Origin of the sequence: Microbacterium sp. NPDC057741 (assembly GCF_042798735.1) — a bacterium.
Classification (GTDB): Bacteria; Actinomycetota; Actinomycetes; order Actinomycetales; family Microbacteriaceae; genus Microbacterium.
Map to the genome: position 1 here is coordinate 709,594 of NZ_JBHVJW010000001.1, position 15,490 is coordinate 725,083.

Here is a 15,490-nt window from a genome sequence, read left to right on the forward strand (position 1 = left end):
ATCGCGATCAGATGTCAGCGACCTTGCGGCCCTTGTACTCAAGGAACAGCTCGGTGCCCTGCGAGTCGGTGACGACCTTCGCCTGGTGCGGGCGGCTGTAGACGGTCTTGCCGTTCTCGACGGTCTTCACCAGAGCGGTGGGCGTCGCCTTCCACTGCGCGCGGCGCGAGCGGGTGTTCGAACGGGAGACCTTGCGCTTCGGGGGGTTACCGGCCATGACTAGCTCTCTTCTTTCTCGGCGGCGCGGCTCTCTGCCGTGCCGTCCTGGTCTGTGATCTGCTGGAGCGCGCTCCACCGAGGATCGATGGGAGCGGTGCTCTCTGCGCCGGTGCTCGTGGTCAGTCTCTCGCCCGTGTTCGGGTCGAGACCCGGGCAGTCCGGCTGACACACCGGCTGGAAGGGAAGCGACAATACGACCGCATCCCTGACCAGAGTTTCAAGATCCACGTGGTCGTCTTGAACCTCGAAGTCAGTTTCTTCCTCTCCAGGATACGCGAAAAGCTCCTGGAACTCGACTTCGACAGGCGCAGAGATGTCAGTCAGGCATCGTCCGCATACGCCGACGTACTCGGCATCCGCTGTTCCGGACACCAGAATCCCCTCGTGCACGGACTCCAGACGCACGTCGAGGTCGACGATCTCGCCGGCCTCGACCGACACGATCCCCTCTCCCCAGCGCTCGGCCAGAGTGACCTCGAACGTATGCTCGCGCATCTCCCCCGGGCGGCGGGTGATGTCGCGCACGGGCAGGACGAAAGGACCGTTCAGTCGGGATTTCACTCAGCCATGCTACCCGGTGCAGGCTCCGTGCAGGCCGAAGGGCTCAGATGCCGCGTGAACCGGTGTCGAGGAACGCCGCCACCGACGGCGGGACGAACGGCGAGACGTCACCACCGAGTGAAGCGACCTGCCGCACCAGAGAGCTCGACACCAGCGCGTGCGCGGGGTCCGGCAGCAGGAAGACGGTCTCGATGTCGGCGAGGTGCCGGTTCACGATCGCCATGGGCGATTCGTAGGCGACGTCGACCTGCGAACGGATTCCCTTCACCAGCACGCCGGCGTTGACGTCGCGCGCATAGTCGACCAGCAGGCCCATGCTCCAGGACGCGACGATGATGCTGCCGTCCAGATCGGCGTCCGCGATCGACTGCTCGAGCAGGCTGAGGCGCTGCGCGATCGGCAGCATCGCCTCTTTGCCGGGGTTGTGCACGACCAACACGTGGAGCTCGTCGTACAGCCTCGCGGCACGCCGGATGACGTCGAGATGTCCGAGCGTGGGCGGGTCGAAAGAACCAGGGACGACGGCGATCCGGCTGTTCACTTCGACTCGCTCCGCTCGCTCAGCACGACGCACTTCGTCTCGCTCCGCTCGCTCAGCACGATGCACTTCGTCTCGCTCGGTACACGCATAGTCACACTGTAGAGGACGCTGTTCTCAGTTCTTGCTGAGAGCGGCCCTGTCCTCCTCCGTCACCCGGCGCGCGATCGTGTCGCGCAGCCCCGGGTGCTTCTCCAGCGCCGGGTCGTCCGACAGGATCTCCTCCGCGATCTCGCGTGCCCGGCCGATCAGCCCCGAGTCCTTCACGACCCGCAGCAGTCGCAGCGACGACTTCACACCGGACTGCGTCGAGCCCAGCACATCGCCCTCGCCGCGGAGCTCGAGATCGACCTCGGCCAGCGCGAAGCCGTCCAGCGTCGCGGCCACGGCATCCACGCGTTCCCGCGCGACCGTGCCCTCCTCCGCCTCGGTGACGAGCAGGCACAGACCCGGAACGCCGCCGCGGCCGACGCGGCCGCGCAGCTGGTGCAGCTGTGAGACGCCGAACCGGTCGGCGTCGAGGATCACCATGGTCGAGGCGTTCGGCACGTCGACGCCGACCTCGATCACGGTCGTCGCGATCAGCAGATCGATGTCGCCGCGCGCGAACGCCTGCATGATGGCGTCCTTCTCGTCGGAAGGCATCTTGCCGTGCAGCACCGCCCTGCGCGCCTTCGACAGGCCCGGATGCGTGAACAGCGCCTCCTCCAGCTGCACCACGCCCCAGCGCGGCCCCTTCGCCGCGCCCTCGAACAGCGTGCTCCCGGCATCCGCCTCCGCGGAGTCCTTGGTGGTGTCGATCGCCGCACAGACCGCGAACACCTGACGCCCTTGCGCGATCTCCTCGGCCGAGCGCTCCCACACGCGCTGCCACCAGCCGGGATGCTCGGCGAGCGGCGCCACGAACGTCTGTATGCCTGCACGGCCGGCGGGCATCGTGCGGATCACCGAGGTGTCCAGGTCGCCGAACACCGTCATCGCCACGGTGCGCGGGATCGGTGTGGCGGTGAGTACGAGCGCGTGCGGGCTGGACCCCTTCGCGCGCAGCGTCTCGCGCTGCTCGACGCCGAACCGGTGCTGCTCGTCGACGACGACGAGGCCGAGGTCGGCGAAGGTCGTCTTCTCGGACAGCAGCGCGTGCGTGCCGACCACGATGAGCGCCTGACCGGATGCCACGCGAAGCGCCGCCTTGCGCCGCAGCGGCGCGGACATCTGCCCGGTCAGAAGCGTCGGCATGAGCAGCGGGGCGAGCTCAGGGCCCAGCATCTTCGTGATCGAGCGCAGATGCTGCCCCGCGAGAACCTCGGTCGGCGCGATCAGCGCCGCCTGTCCCCCGGACTCCGCGACCTGCAGCATCGCACGCAAGGCGACGAGCGTCTTGCCCGAGCCGACCTCGCCCTGCACCAGCCGGTTCATCGGCCACTGCGCGACCAGATCCTGCTGGATCGATGCCCCTACCTCCTGCTGGTCGAGCGTGAGCGTGAACGGAAGATTCGCATCGAACCGCTCCAGCAGCCCACCCGGCTGCGCCGGACGCGGCGTGGCTCTGAGCTCGCGCACCGCGGCGCGCTGCTGCAGCAGCGCCGTCTGCAGAGTCAGCGCCTCATGCATCCGCAGCGTGCGCACTGCGGGATCGATGTCGTTGCGCGTGGGCGGCCGGTGCACGTTCTCGAGCGCGGTGCGCGCGTCGAGAAGCCCCTCCGTCGCACGCAGGTTCTCCGGCAGCGGATCGGGGATCGGCCCGAGATCGTTCAGCACCCGGCCGACGAGGTCGGCGATCTTCATGCTCGCCATCGAAGCGGTGGCGGGATAGATCGGGATCGGCACGGTGACGCTGGTGTCGGCGTGCTGGCGCGCCTCGAGCTCGTCGTCGAACATCTGGTACTCGGGATGCGAGAACTGCAGGCTGTCGCGGTACTCGGCGACCTTGCCGGAGAACACTCCGCGGCGGCCGACCCGCAGCTCGTTCTGCCGCCACTCGAGCTGCCCCGGCCCTTTGCCGAAGAAGGTCAGCGACATCCGCCCGATGCCGTCGCCGATCGTCACCTCGAGCATCGCTCCCTGCCGGTTGCGCATCCGCCGGATGCCGGTGGACAGCACCTCGGCGACGATCGTGACCGTCTCGCCGATCGGCAGGTCCAGGATCGGCGTGAGCTCGCCACGGTCGGCGTACCGGCGCGGATAGTGCGCCACGAGGTCGCCGACCGTCTTCAGCCCGAACGCCTTGTCGAGGGCCTTCGCGGTCGCGCTGCCGACAGCGACGTCGAGGGGCGTTTCCAGCGTGGACGGCATGCTCACGAGTCTAGAGAAGGGCTGCGACGTCACGTGTCGTATCGTGAACGGGTGACGAGGATCATCGCCGGGGCCGCCCGAGGTCTGCGACTGGACGTCCCGACCGCGGGGACGAGGCCCACCAGCGACCGCGTACGCGAGTCGCTGTTCGGCTCACTGGAGTCGATGGACGTCATCGACGGAGCACGCGTTCTCGACCTGTACGCAGGCAGCGGCGCCCTGGGCCTCGAGGCCTGGAGCCGCGGCGCGGCATCCGTCGACCTGGTCGAGAAGTCCCACGCGGCTGCCGGGATCGTCCGGCGCAACATCGCAACAGTCGCGAAGGCGCTCGGCGCACGTCCCACGGACGCCAGAGTGCACCAGAGCGCCGTGCACGGCTACCTGCAGCACGCTGCCGGGCCGTTCGACCTCGTGTTCACCGACCCGCCGTACGACCTGGACGACGCGTCCATGACTGCGGATCTGGCCGCGCTCACGCCGCTGCTCCCCCCCGACGCGATCGTCGTGATCGAACGCGCCAAGCGCTCCTCAGCGCCGGAACTGGATGGTGCGGGGCTCCGCCTCGTGCGCGAGAAGACCTACGGCGACACCCGGGTGTGGTGGGCGGAGCCGGCTCAGCTCGACTGAGAGGCGGGACGCGATCCGGCGCGCGCCATGACTCTGCTCACGCGGCGCGAATACGCGCAGCGCTGGCGAAGAAGCGGCGTGCGAGCTCACCGCCCAGCAGGAGAGGACAGCGCGAGCGGGGAACGGCAGCTGGTGGGCTGAGCCGGCTCAGCCGGCAGCCGCATCCCAGTCCCGATAGGGGTCCCAGCCGAGCGCGCCGACCGGCTCACCGTCACAGAGCACCGGATGCTCGGCACGGGCCAGCACCGTGCCGATCGCGCGGAAGCCCGGAGGAAGCGCGTCACCGCGGAACGTCGCGAGCAGCGCGTGGTCCTCTCCCCCGGCCAGCGCGCGGTCGGGGTGCGGGCCGAGGCTCGCGCGGTCCAGGGCGATCGTCACGTCCGAGGCATCCGCCATCCTGCCCGCGTCGAGGGCGAGCCCGTCCGAGACGTCCATCATCGCCGTGGCGCCTGCCAGGGCTGCGACGGGGCCGAGGCCGATCGGCGGGGCCGGCCGCAGCTGCGCGGCGACCGCCGAGCGCTCCTCGGCACTCAGCGCCGAGGCATCCACGGGGATCGGCGTCTCGCCGTCACGGAACCTTCCGAAGAGCACGCCGAGCCCCTGTGCGGCCAGCCCCATCTCGCCGGCGATCGCGACGACGTCTCCGGGGCGTGCACCCGAACGCGTGACCGCACGCACACTGCCCAGGTCGCCGAGAGCGGTGACGGCGATGGTGAGCACGTCGGACACCGTCAGATCGCCGCCGACGACAGCACAGCCGGGCGCGAGCGCGTCGCAGGCGGCTCGGAAGCCGTCCGCAAGATGCTCGACGAACGAGAGCCGCAGGTCCCGCGGAACGGCCAGCGCGACCAGCAGCGCCGTCGGCGTCGCACCCATCGCGGCGACATCCGCCAGGTTGACGGCCGCAGCTTTCCAGCCCAGATCGAAGCCGCTAGACCAGGCGAGCCGGAAGTCCGGCCCGTGCACGAGCGTGTCGGTCGTCGCGACCACCGCGCCGGAGGCGGCGGCGATCACCGCCGCGTCATCACCGGGACCGATGATCGTCGCAGCCGCGGGGTTCGTGCGGGAAAGGATGCTGCGGAGAATGGTGCCCTCCGAGACATCTCCCAGGCGCGGATCTTCGGAGGCGTGACGAGCGGGCATGAACTCAAAGGTAGCCTGGAAGCATGCCCTTCCGCCGTCTCGCCGCTGCCGTCTGCGTGCTCACGGCACTCGCCCTCAGCGGATGCTCGTCGACCGTGTCGATGACCCCCGCGAAGGATGCGAACAACCCGCTCTGCGCCGAGGTGACGGTTCGTCTGCCCGACGCCGTCGCCGGTCAGGACCGTCGCTGGACCGACGCCCAGGCCACCGGCGCCTGGGGCGATCCGACCACCGTGCTGCTCTCCTGCGGCGTGGCCGTTCCCGGACCCACCGCCGAACTGCAGTGCGTCACGCTCGAAGGGATCGACTGGCTGGTCGACCCCAAGCAGGAACCGTGGATGCGCATGACCACCTACGGGCGCGAACCCGCCGTGCAGGTGTTCGTCGACACCACCAAGGTGAGCGCCGACGCAGTGCTCTCGAACACCGGCATCGTCAGCGGTGTGCAATCCATCCCGAAGAAGAGCGAGTGCATCGCACCCGACGCCGAGCCGAAGGGCTTCGTCGAGTAACCCTTCGGCTCGGCGCTGCTCTCCTCGCTCAGGAGCCGGATTTCAGCGCTCGAGGCCTTTCTCGATGAGCTCCGTGATCAGCTCTCCGTAAGTGAGCCCGGATGCGATCCAGCACTTCGGGAACATCGAGATCGGCGTGAACCCGGGCATCGTGTTCAGCTCGTTCACCACGAGCTCACCGGCCGGGGTGACGAAGAAGTCCACGCGGGCGAGGCCCTTGCCGTCCACTGCCTCGAAGGCCCGAACGGCCGTGTCGCGCAGTCGGTCGATCAGGTCGGCGTCCACGTCGGCCGGGCAGACGATCTCGACGCCGTCTCCGCCGAGGTACTTGCCCTCGAAATCGTAGAAGCTGCGCGAGGTCAGCACCACCTCACCGGGCAGGGATGCCCGCGCGCGAGCGCCCTGGCGGCCGGCCAGCACGCCGACCTCGATCTCACGGCCTTCGACGCGCGACTCGATGAGCACTTTGGCGTCTTCGGCGAACGCGATCCGCAGCGCCTCATCGAGGCCCTCGCCGTCGTCGACGCGCGAGACGCCGACGCTCGAACCGGCGCTGGCGGGCTTGACGAACACCACGGAGCCGAGGTCGGCGATCGCCGAGCGGATGCTCTCCTGGTCGCTCTCCCACTGCGCGCTGCGCACGGTGATCCCGGGCGAGACCGCGATGCCGGCGGCCCGCAGGGCGAGCTTCGTGTAGTGCTTGTCCAGGCTCACTGCGGAGTCGAGGATGCCGCATCCGGCATAAGGCACCTCGAGGACGTCGAAGAAGCCCTGGATCGCGCCGTCCTCGCCGTGCAGGCCGTGCAGCAGCGGAAGCACCACGTCGATCGGTCCGAGATCGTCCACGGAGCCGTCGGCACGCGCCACTCGCAACGAGCGGTCACCATCCGGCTCCGGCCAGCGCACCCTGGTGCCGTTGTCGACCACCTCGGGCAGCTTCGCGGCATCCAGCTGGAACTTCGCCGGGTCGTCGTCCTCGAGGACGAAGGCCCCGTCGCGGGTGATCCCGACGGGAATCACCAGGTAGCGCTCACGATCGATCGCCGCCAGCACCCCGCCCGCCGTGGCGGAACTGATCGAATGCTCGCTGGAACGCCCGCCGAAGAGCACCGCCACCGTCTGCTTGTCCATGTTCGGTCCTCTCCCCCTGCGGGGTGTCGTCGTCCGTCGTCAGGTGGGGTGCGATGTCGCGGGGATCCATCTTCCCGTCCAGCACCATCTTCACCTGCTCGACGATGGGCATGTGCACCTCGGCCTCGTGGGCGAGCTGCAGCACGGGGGCGACCGAGGCCAGGCCCTCGGCGGTCTGGTTCATCTGCTTGACCACGTCCTGGAACTTGTACCCCTGGCCGAGCAGTCGGCCGGCCGTGTTGTTGCGGCTCAGCGGGGACTGGCAGGTCGCGATCAGGTCGCCGAGACCGGCGAGACCCTGCAGCGTGCTGGGCTGCGCCCCGTTCGCGACCGCGAAGTCGGTCATCTCGACCAGGCCGCGCGTGATGATCGACGCCTTCGTGTTCTCGCCGTAGCCGACGCCGTCCACGATGCCGATCGCCACGGCGATGAGGTTCTTCAGCACGCCGCCGAACTCCGTGCCGATCACATCGGTGTTCACGAAGGACCGGAAGTACCGGTTGCGCGCCGTGCGCGCGACCATGTCGGCGGTCTCCTCGCTGAGCGACGCGATCACCGCGGCGGTGGGCTGCTCACGGGCGATCTCGAGGGCGAGGTTCGGGCCTGATGCCACGGCGATCCGTGTGGGGTCGCAGCGAAGCTCCTGCTCGATCACCTGGCTCATCCGCAGGCTGGTCGAGCGCTCGACGCCCTTCATCAGGCTGATCAAGGGCATCTCCGTGCCCTCGAGCAGCGGGCGGAGCTCTTTCAGATTCTCGCGCAGAGTCTGGCTCGGCACCGACAGGTACACCTGCTCGGCGCCGTCCAGCGCCTTGGCGAGATCGGGAGTCGCATCCATCGTGCGCGGCAGATTGATGCCGGGCAGGTACTTGGAGTTGCGTTTGGCCTCGGCGATCTCGAGCGCGAGCTCGGGGCGCCGGGCCCACATGGTGACCTGGGCACCGCCGTCGGCGAGGATCTTTCCGAACGTCGTGCCCCAGCTGCCGGCGCCGATCACAGCGACGCGAGGGCCCGCCTGATTGCGCTTAGGAGTCAAGGCGACCGGTCTCCTTCTGGCCGTGATCAGCCGGGTTCCACCGCTCGGCGGGTGCCTTCTCGCCACGGAGCTCCTCGAGCAGCGCGGCGATCGCGTCCATCAGCCGACGGGTCGCCTCAGTGAGCGCCGCCTGCTCGCCGGCGCGGTCGCGCAGATCCGACAGGTCGACCGGATCACCGATGATGATCTGCACGCGCTTGCGGGGCGGCCAGAAGCTGATCTTCTTGCCGTACCGCGGCATGATCTCCTGGGCACCCCAGTGCGCCATCGGGATCAGCGGGATGTCGCCCGCCAGCGCGAGCCGCACGGCTCCGGTCTTGCCGCGCATGGGCCACAGTTCGGGATCACGTGTCAGCGTGCCCTCGGGGTAGACGATCACACCGCGACCGTGCTCGACGAGCTCCTTCGACTGCAGCATCGTCTGCTTCGCGGCGGAGGCCGACGAGGCGCGCGCGACCGGGACCATGCCGGTGTTCTTGAGCACCCACCCCACAACCGGCACACGGAACAGGCTCTCCTTGGCCATGAACCGCGGCAGACGATGCAGCCGCCACACCGCGAGCGCGACGACGATCGGATCGAACTCGGTGTAGTGGTTCGGCGCGAGCACGAATGCCCCCTCACGGGGCAGCTTCTCCCGGCCGATGTAGGTCAGCTTCGCAAGGTACGACGCGATGGGAACGACGACCGCGGCCAGCGGCCAGAACAGGCTCGGCCTGCCCTTCTCAGAGGCAGCCATCAGCTCACCGGATGACGTCGAAGTCCGCACCCAGAGCGGTGAGCTTGTCGAGGAACTTCTCGTAGCCGCGGCTGAGGATGTCGACACCGGAGACGCGGGACTCGCCCTGCGCGGTGAGCGCCGCGATCACGTGGCTGTAGCCACCGCGCAGATCGGGCACGACGATGTCGGCACCGTGCAGCGGGGTCGGTCCGGTGATCACCGCGGCCTGCTCGAGCTCGCGACGCGCGACGCGGCGCGGGCCGTCCTGCAGACCGTGCGGGTGCACCACGATGTCGGCGCCCATCTTGACGAGGGCGTCGGTGAAGCCCATCCGGTTCTCGTACACGGTCTCGTGCACGATCGAGCGGCCCTTCGCCTGGGTCAGGGCGACCACGAGGGGCTGCTGCCAGTCGGTCATGAAGCCGGGGTGCACGTCGGTCTCGACGACGACGGGCTTGAGCTCGCCGTCACGGCGGAACAGGATGCCGTCCTCCTGGATGTCGAACCAGCCGCCAGCCTTGCGGAAGACGTTGAGGAACGTCAGCATCTCCTGCTGACGGGCACCGCCGACGAAGATCTCGCCGTCGGTGGCCAGCGCCGCGCTCGCCCACGATGCCGCTTCGTTGCGATCGAAGATCGACCGGTGGTCGTAGCCGCGCAGCGTGTCGACGCCCTCGATGAAGATGACCCTGTTGGGCTCGTACGAGATGATCGCGCCCATCTTCTGCAGCACCGCGATGAGATCCATGATCTCGGGCTCGATGGCCGCATTGCGCAGCTCGGTCGTGCCCTTCGCCCGCACCGCGGTCAGCAGCACCTGCTCGGTCGCGCCGACGCTCGGGTACGGCAGGTGGATGCTGGCGCCGCGCAGCCCCTCCGGAGCGGAGAGACGGATGCCGCTGGGCAGCTTCTCCACGACGGCTCCGAACTTGCGCAGAGCGTCGAGATGGAAGTCGATCGGACGGTCGCCGATGCGACATCCGCCCAGGTCGGGGATGAACGCCTGGCCGAGCCGGTGCAGCAGCGGGCCGCAGAACAGGATCGGGATGCGGGAGGCACCGGCGTGCGCGTCGATCTCCTCCATGTGCGCCGACTCGACACCACTCGGGTCGAAGGTGAGCGCGCCGGGCTCGTCGCCCGCCTCGACGCGGACGCCGTGCACCTCGAGCAGCGAGCGGACCACGGCCACGTCGCTGAGGTCCGGGACGTCCCGCAGCGTGCTGGGCGTCTCGCCGAGGAGAGTGGCGACCATCGCCTTGGTGGCGAGGTTCTTCGCGCCCTTCACATCCACCCGGCCCCGCAGGGGTCGACCCCCGCGGATCGCGAGTTCGGATACGGTCACGTTCGTTCCTTCTCCTACGGCTACGCGCACGGGTGTCGACATTCGGGCCTCATCCTTCTTCGTTAGGAACGCGGGGCTTGTGGCCCCGGCCCACGGACCTCCCGGCGTCAGCGGACGGGGAGCGTGCGTGGCCGCCACGATTCGCGGCGGGCCTCGAACTGAGCGATCTTGTCTTCGTTGCGCAGCGTGAGCCCGATGTCATCGAGCCCTTCGAGGAGCCGCCATCTAGTGTAATCGTCGATCCCGATGGCGGTCTGGAAGTCGCCGATCGTGGCGGTTCGCGCCTCGAGGTCGACCGTGATCTCACGGCCGGGGTCCTCGTCGATCAGCGCCCAGATCCGCTCGATGTCGGCCTCGTCGACGGTCGCGGCGAGCAGGCCCTGCTTGCCGGAGTTGCCGCGGAAGATGTCGGCGAAACGCGGACTCAGCACGACCTTGAAGCCGTAGTCGCGCAGTGCCCACACGGCGTGCTCACGGCTGGAGCCGGTGCCGAAATCGGGGCCGGCGACGAGCACCGACGCCTTCTGGAACGGCTCCTGGTTGAGCACGAACTCCGGGTCCTGCCGCCAGGCGTGGAACAGCGCGTCGTCGAAGCCCGTCTTGGTGACTCGCTTCAGGAAGACGGCCGGGATGATCTGGTCGGTGTCGACGTTGGAGCGCTTCAGGGGCGCGGCGACACCGGTGTGCGTGGTGAACTTCTCCATGATTCAGACCTCCAGGGCTTCCAGGTCGCTCGGGCTCGACAGCGTGCCGCGGATCGCGGTGGCGGCGGCCACCAGGGGCGACACCAGGTGGGTGCGACCGCCCTTGCCCTGCCTGCCCTCGAAGTTGCGGTTGGACGTCGACGCACAGCGCTCACCGGGGGCGAGCTGATCGGGATTCATGCCCAGGCACATCGAGCAGCCGGCGAAGCGCCACTCGGCGCCGAAGTCCTCGACGATCCGGTCGATGCCCTCGGCCTCGGCCTCGAGGCGCACACGGGCCGAGCCGGGCACGACCATGACACGCACGCCGTCGGCCTTCTTCTTGCCCTTGATGACCGAGGCGAACGCACGCAGATCCTCGATGCGACTGTTGGTGCACGAACCCATGAACACCGCATCCACCTGCACGTCCTTCAGCGGAGTGCCGGGCTTGAGGTCCATGTACTCCAGCGCGCGCTCGGCGGCGGCGCGGGCGTTCGGGTCGGCGATCTCGGCCGGGTCGGGAACGGCAGACGACAGCGAGCTGCCCTGGCCGGGGTTGGTGCCCCAGGTGACGAACGGCTCGAGTTCGTTCGCATCGATGAACACCTCTGCGTCGAACTCGGCGCCGTCATCGGTCGGCAGAGTGCGCCAGTACGCGACGGCGTCGTCCCAGTCCTGCCCCTCGGGGGCGTGCGGGCGGCCCTTGACGTACTCGAACGTGGTCTCGTCCGGTGCGACCATGCCCGCGCGGGCACCGGCCTCGATCGACATGTTGCAGATCGTCATGCGGCCCTCCATAGAGAGCGCGCGGATGGCGCTGCCGCGGTACTCGAGCACATAGCCCTGTCCGCCGCCGGTGCCGATCTTGGCGATCACGGCGAGGATGATGTCCTTCGCGGTGACGCCGGGGCGCAGCGTGCCCTCGACGTTGATCGCCATCGTCTTGAACGGCTTCAGCGGCAGCGTCTGCGTGGCCATGACGTGCTCGACCTCGCTGGTGCCGATGCCGAAGGCCATCGCCCCGAACGCACCGTGCGTCGAGGTGTGCGAGTCACCGCAGACCACGGTGATCCCGGGCATCGTCAGTCCCAGCTGCGGGCCCACCACGTGCACGATGCCCTGCTCGGCGTCGCCCAGCGAGTGCAGCCGCACGCCGAACTCCTCGGCGTTGCGCCGCAGGGTCTCGATCTGGGTGCGGCTGGTGAGGTCGGCGATCGGCTTGTCGATCGCGAGGGTCGGGGTGTTGTGGTCTTCCGTCGCGATGGTCAGGTCGAGCCGGCGCAACGGGCGCCCCTCGGCGCGCAGGCCGTCGAAGGCCTGCGGGCTGGTGACCTCGTGCACCAGGTGCAGGTCGATGTAGATGAGGTCGGGCTCGCCGTTCTCGCCCTTGACGACGAGGTGGTCGTCCCAGACCTTCTCGGCCAGGGTGCGGGGGCGGGCGGATGCGTCTGTCATGCGATTCTCCACTGGATTCAGATGCGGCCGTGTCCTGTGAAAGACAGGGCGAGACTCCGCGGCGAGAGAGGCCTAGATCGAGGTCTCGCCGCGGCTGCTAAGGAGAAGCTGCACCGCCTGCATGCGGGTCAGTCTACATGCGCAGCATCCGCCCGACGCCGCCGGTGTCACTGTGTGACGGCCGCTTCGCGCTTGTCGCGGGCGGCGGCGATGAGGCTGGCCACGGTCGCCACGGTCATCGAGACCAGGATGACGCCGAGCGACATCCAGGTGCTGATGTCGGGAGCCCACTCGATCGGCTTGCCGCCGTTGATGAACGGCAGGGAGTTCTCGTGCATGGCATGCAGGATCAGCTTCACGCCGATGAAGCCGAGGATCACGGCGATGCCGTAGTGCAGGTAGCGCAGCTTGTCGAGCAGGTCGCCGAGCAGGAAGTAGAGCTGACGCAGCCCCATCAGGGCGAAGATGTTCGCGGTGAAGACGATGAAGCCGTTCGAGGTGATCGAGAAGATCGCCGGGATCGAGTCGATCGCGAACATCAGGTCGGTCACGCCGATGACGACGAAGACGAGCACCATCGGGGTGAACATGCGCTTGCCGTCGACCTCGGTGCGCAGTTTGTTGTCGTCGTAGTGATCGCTGATGTCGACGAAGCGGCGCACCAGGCGCACCATGAAGCCCTCACGCTTCACGTCGTCATCGTGGTCGCCCTCGGGCATGGCCTGCTTGATGGCGGTGTAGATCAGGTACGCGCCGAACAGGTAGAAGACCGGCGCGAAGTTCTCGATGACCGCGACGCCCAGCATGATGAAGATGCCGCGCAGCACCAGCGCGATGATGATGCCGACCATCAGCACCTGCTGCTGCAGGCGCCTCGGCACGGCGAACTGGGCCATGATCAGCACGAAGACGAACAGGTTGTCGATGGACAGGCTGTACTCCAGCGCCCATCCGGTGACGAAGTGCGCCGCAGTCTCGCCGTCGGAGACGATCCAGAGCAGCCCCGCGAAGGCCAGCGCGAGGGTGACGTAGAAGACCACCCAGAGCGTCGACTCCTTGGTGCTGGGGATGTGCGGACGCAGCCGCACCAGCAGGAGGTCGCCGATGAGGATGAGGACGAGGACCACCATGGCGGTGATCTCGAACCAGACGGGGATGAAGTCCACGGACAGGACGCCTTTCGAGAGGGTTCGGTGAAGACCGAAAGTCTCTCCCCCGCATTCTCATGCGGTGCGGGCCCGGAGCAGCGATGGCGATGCTCGTGATGACGGACGCGCGGTGGACGGGATACTCCCTCTCGCGGAGTCAATACTACCGGACGCCCGACTGCTCCGAGGCCAGGCGGCTTCCGCGACTTCCTTGATTTTCCGGGGTATACAAGAAGTCTTGTGAGATTCGCCGATCGCGCTTACGTTTACCTGCGTGGAACAGATCGACGTCATCACCGCCATCTCGCACCCGCTGCGGCGGCGCATCATCGACCGCCTGCTGCTGCACGGCCCCACTCAGGTCGGCACCTTCGCGCGCGCCTTCGACGTCCAGGTCGGCAGCATCAGTCACCATCTGCGGATGCTGCAGAAGGCCGGCGTCGTTGAGCAGGTCGACGACCCGTCCGGCGACAGGCGCACCAGCTGGTGGCAGCTGAGCCGGCGGTCCTTCTCGTGGTCCGCGGAGGACTTCGACTCGCCGTCGGAGGCGCTGCTGGCGCGCGAGGCGCAGCGTGCGAATCTGCGCAACCAGCTCGATCGGCTGAAGCGCTGGTACCGCGACACCGCTGACAGCGACTGGACGGGCTTCAACACCGACACGCTCGCCTGGGCCACGCAGGAGGAGCTGCTTGACCTTCAGGAGAGGCTGCTGCACATGCTGGACGACTGGAAATCGGGCATCGACAGGCAGGACGGGCAGGAGCGGGCGCCGATCTACTTCTTCGCCCACGGCTTCCCGACGGAGGTATGACATGACCACTGCGGCTGAACCCACGATGCTGCGCACTCCGCCGGCATTCGCCCGCGATCGGATGGTGCAGGCCTGGCTGGTCATCAAGGCGCTCTCGGATGCCGGCGATGCGATCTTCACGATCGCCTTCGCCTGGACCGCGGTGCAGATCGCCTCCCCGGCGGTCGCCGGCCTCGTCGTCGCCGCGGGCACCATCCCGCGCGCGGTGGTGCTCCTGATCGGCGGCGCCTACGCGGACAGGGCGGATGCCAGGCGGCTCATGATCCTGTTCAACGCATTGCGCGTGGTCGTGCTGGTCACAGTGGCCGTCTGGTGCCTCGCCGCACAGCCGACGGTCGCCCTGCTGCTGATCGCGAGCATCGCCTTCGGACTGTGCGACGCGTTCTTCGAGCCCGCGGCGGGAACCATGCCCCGTCAACTCGTCGCCCCTGCGGATCTGCCGGCCTACGCGGCCCTCAGTCAGACTCTCTCGCGCCTGGGCACGATGGCGGGCTCCGCCGCCGGCGGGTTCCTCGTCGCCGCCTACGGGATCACCGGGAGCGCCGGACTGAACACGCTGACCTACGTCGTCGTGATCGTGTTCATCGTGCTGTGGCTGCGGCCGAGGTTCGCACTCCCCCGGGCGTCCAGAGAGCAGAGCGTGCTGCGCGGTGTCGCCGACGGGTTCCGGCACCTCGGCCGGGAGCGTGCCACGCGCACGCTGGTGATCGCGCTGTCCGGCCTGAACCTCGCCGTGGGACCGGCGCTCGCCATCGGGCTGCCGCTACTGGCCACGTCGCGTGGATGGGGTGCGGGCGCCGTCGGCGTCTTCGAGGCGCTCGTCGGCGGAGGCGCGATGGTCGGAGCCCTCACGGTGGTGCGCTGGCGGCCACGCCACGAGGCGATCGGCGGGTTCGCCGCGCTGATGGTGCAGGGCGCGGGGATCGTCAGCCTCGGGCTCGGGAACCAGTTCGTCGTGGGTGCCGGATGCCTGGCGATCGGTTTCACCGCCGGTTACGCGTCCTCCCTGCTGGGAGCGACCTTCGCTGCGACCGCTGCGCCCGACTACCTGGGGCGGCTCGGATCGATCCTCCGGCTCGGCGACGACTGCCTCATGCCCGCGGGCATGGCGATCTTCGGCGCCCTGGCCGGCGTCCTCCCGCTGTGGGTGCCGTTCGCGCTCTTCGGCGGCGCAATGGCGCTGCTCATGATCATCCCGCTGCGCAACCCCCAGCTCCGCAGCCTGTCGCTGCGGACGGAGCCCGAGCCTGCGCCGGAGGCCTGAGCAT

At 68.6% G+C, this 15,490-nt stretch carries 16 protein-coding genes; 4 read left to right on the plus strand and 12 right to left on the minus strand.

Annotated features, from left to right (window positions below; genetic code table 11):
- Positions 1 to 7: 7 nt before the first annotated feature.
- The 4 genes from rpmF to ACFVDO_RS03520 all read right to left on the minus strand — a co-directional run bounded on the left by rpmF (position 8) and on the right by ACFVDO_RS03520 (position 3,610).
- Entirely contained in the window at positions 8 to 217 is a 210-nt protein-coding gene (rpmF, locus tag ACFVDO_RS03505; protein WP_378857671.1) for a 50S ribosomal protein L32, read from the minus strand.
- A gap of 2 nt (positions 218 to 219) precedes the next feature.
- Positions 220 to 768, minus strand: coding sequence for a YceD family protein (locus ACFVDO_RS03510; RefSeq protein ID WP_378857730.1), 549 nt, complete (start codon positions 766 to 768; stop codon positions 220 to 222).
- Between the two features lie 55 nt (positions 769 to 823).
- Positions 824 to 1,321: a pantetheine-phosphate adenylyltransferase gene (gene coaD / locus ACFVDO_RS03515; protein WP_378857673.1), complete on the minus strand. Its 498-nt coding sequence runs from the start codon at positions 1,319 to 1,321 to the stop codon at positions 824 to 826.
- 114 nt (positions 1,322 to 1,435) lie between these two features.
- Positions 1,436 to 3,610, minus strand: coding sequence for an ATP-dependent DNA helicase RecG (locus tag ACFVDO_RS03520; protein ID WP_378857675.1), 2,175 nt, complete (start codon positions 3,608 to 3,610; stop codon positions 1,436 to 1,438).
- A 51-nt stretch (positions 3,611 to 3,661) separates the two neighbouring features.
- Here ACFVDO_RS03520 and rsmD point away from each other — a divergent pair, with 51 nt between their 5' ends.
- Positions 3,662 to 4,237, plus strand: a complete 576-nt coding sequence (gene rsmD / locus ACFVDO_RS03525; protein ID WP_378857677.1) for a 16S rRNA (guanine(966)-N(2))-methyltransferase RsmD — start codon at positions 3,662 to 3,664, stop codon at positions 4,235 to 4,237.
- A 147-nt stretch (positions 4,238 to 4,384) separates the two neighbouring features.
- On the opposite strand, the gene thiL is transcribed toward rsmD, so the two are convergent.
- Complete coding sequence (gene thiL, locus ACFVDO_RS03530) at positions 4,385 to 5,380, minus strand: thiamine-phosphate kinase (RefSeq protein WP_378857679.1); 996 nt, start codon at positions 5,378 to 5,380, stop codon at positions 4,385 to 4,387.
- A gap of 23 nt (positions 5,381 to 5,403) precedes the next feature.
- Here thiL and ACFVDO_RS03535 point away from each other — a divergent pair, with 23 nt between their 5' ends.
- Positions 5,404 to 5,892 carry a DUF3515 family protein gene (locus ACFVDO_RS03535; protein ID WP_378857681.1) on the plus strand — a complete coding sequence of 163 codons (489 nt, stop codon included), beginning with the start codon at positions 5,404 to 5,406 and terminating at the stop codon, positions 5,890 to 5,892.
- A gap of 42 nt (positions 5,893 to 5,934) precedes the next feature.
- Here ACFVDO_RS03535 and ACFVDO_RS03540 read toward each other — a convergent pair whose 3' ends face one another.
- From ACFVDO_RS03540 to ACFVDO_RS03570, 7 genes are all read right to left on the minus strand, one after another.
- Entirely contained in the window at positions 5,935 to 7,023 is a 1,089-nt protein-coding gene (locus tag ACFVDO_RS03540) for a D-alanine--D-alanine ligase family protein (RefSeq protein WP_378857683.1), read from the minus strand.
- Entirely contained in the window at positions 6,923 to 8,059 is a 1,137-nt protein-coding gene (locus ACFVDO_RS03545; RefSeq protein ID WP_378857685.1) for an NAD(P)H-dependent glycerol-3-phosphate dehydrogenase, read from the minus strand. The genes ACFVDO_RS03540 and ACFVDO_RS03545 overlap by 101 nt, the downstream gene beginning before the upstream one ends.
- Complete coding sequence (locus ACFVDO_RS03550) at positions 8,049 to 8,798, minus strand: lysophospholipid acyltransferase family protein (protein ID WP_378857687.1); 750 nt, start codon at positions 8,796 to 8,798, stop codon at positions 8,049 to 8,051. The genes ACFVDO_RS03545 and ACFVDO_RS03550 overlap by 11 nt, the downstream gene beginning before the upstream one ends.
- Before the next feature lie 4 nt (positions 8,799 to 8,802).
- The gene (gene murA, locus ACFVDO_RS03555; RefSeq protein ID WP_378857689.1) at positions 8,803 to 10,164 is read right to left on the minus strand and encodes a UDP-N-acetylglucosamine 1-carboxyvinyltransferase; all 1,362 of its coding nucleotides are present in this window, start codon (positions 10,162 to 10,164) and stop codon (positions 8,803 to 8,805) included.
- A 65-nt stretch (positions 10,165 to 10,229) separates the two neighbouring features.
- The gene (leuD, locus tag ACFVDO_RS03560; RefSeq protein ID WP_378857691.1) at positions 10,230 to 10,826 is read right to left on the minus strand and encodes a 3-isopropylmalate dehydratase small subunit; all 597 of its coding nucleotides are present in this window, start codon (positions 10,824 to 10,826) and stop codon (positions 10,230 to 10,232) included.
- 3 nt (positions 10,827 to 10,829) lie between these two features.
- On the minus strand, positions 10,830 to 12,263 hold the full coding sequence (gene leuC / locus ACFVDO_RS03565; RefSeq protein WP_378857693.1) for a 3-isopropylmalate dehydratase large subunit: 1,434 nt from the start codon (positions 12,261 to 12,263) through the stop codon (positions 10,830 to 10,832).
- A 167-nt stretch (positions 12,264 to 12,430) separates the two neighbouring features.
- Positions 12,431 to 13,429 carry a TerC family protein gene (locus tag ACFVDO_RS03570; RefSeq protein WP_378857695.1) on the minus strand — a complete coding sequence of 333 codons (999 nt, stop codon included), beginning with the start codon at positions 13,427 to 13,429 and terminating at the stop codon, positions 12,431 to 12,433.
- A 256-nt stretch (positions 13,430 to 13,685) separates the two neighbouring features.
- Here ACFVDO_RS03570 and ACFVDO_RS03575 point away from each other — a divergent pair, with 256 nt between their 5' ends.
- Both ACFVDO_RS03575 and ACFVDO_RS03580 read left to right on the plus strand, forming a co-directional pair.
- On the plus strand, positions 13,686 to 14,222 hold the full coding sequence (locus ACFVDO_RS03575; protein WP_378857697.1) for an ArsR/SmtB family transcription factor: 537 nt from the start codon (positions 13,686 to 13,688) through the stop codon (positions 14,220 to 14,222).
- Position 14,223: 1 nt separating this feature from the next.
- A complete protein-coding gene (locus ACFVDO_RS03580) occupies positions 14,224 to 15,486 on the plus strand; it encodes an MFS transporter (RefSeq protein ID WP_378857699.1) in 1,263 nt (420 codons plus the stop codon).
- Positions 15,487 to 15,490 lie beyond the last annotated feature (4 nt).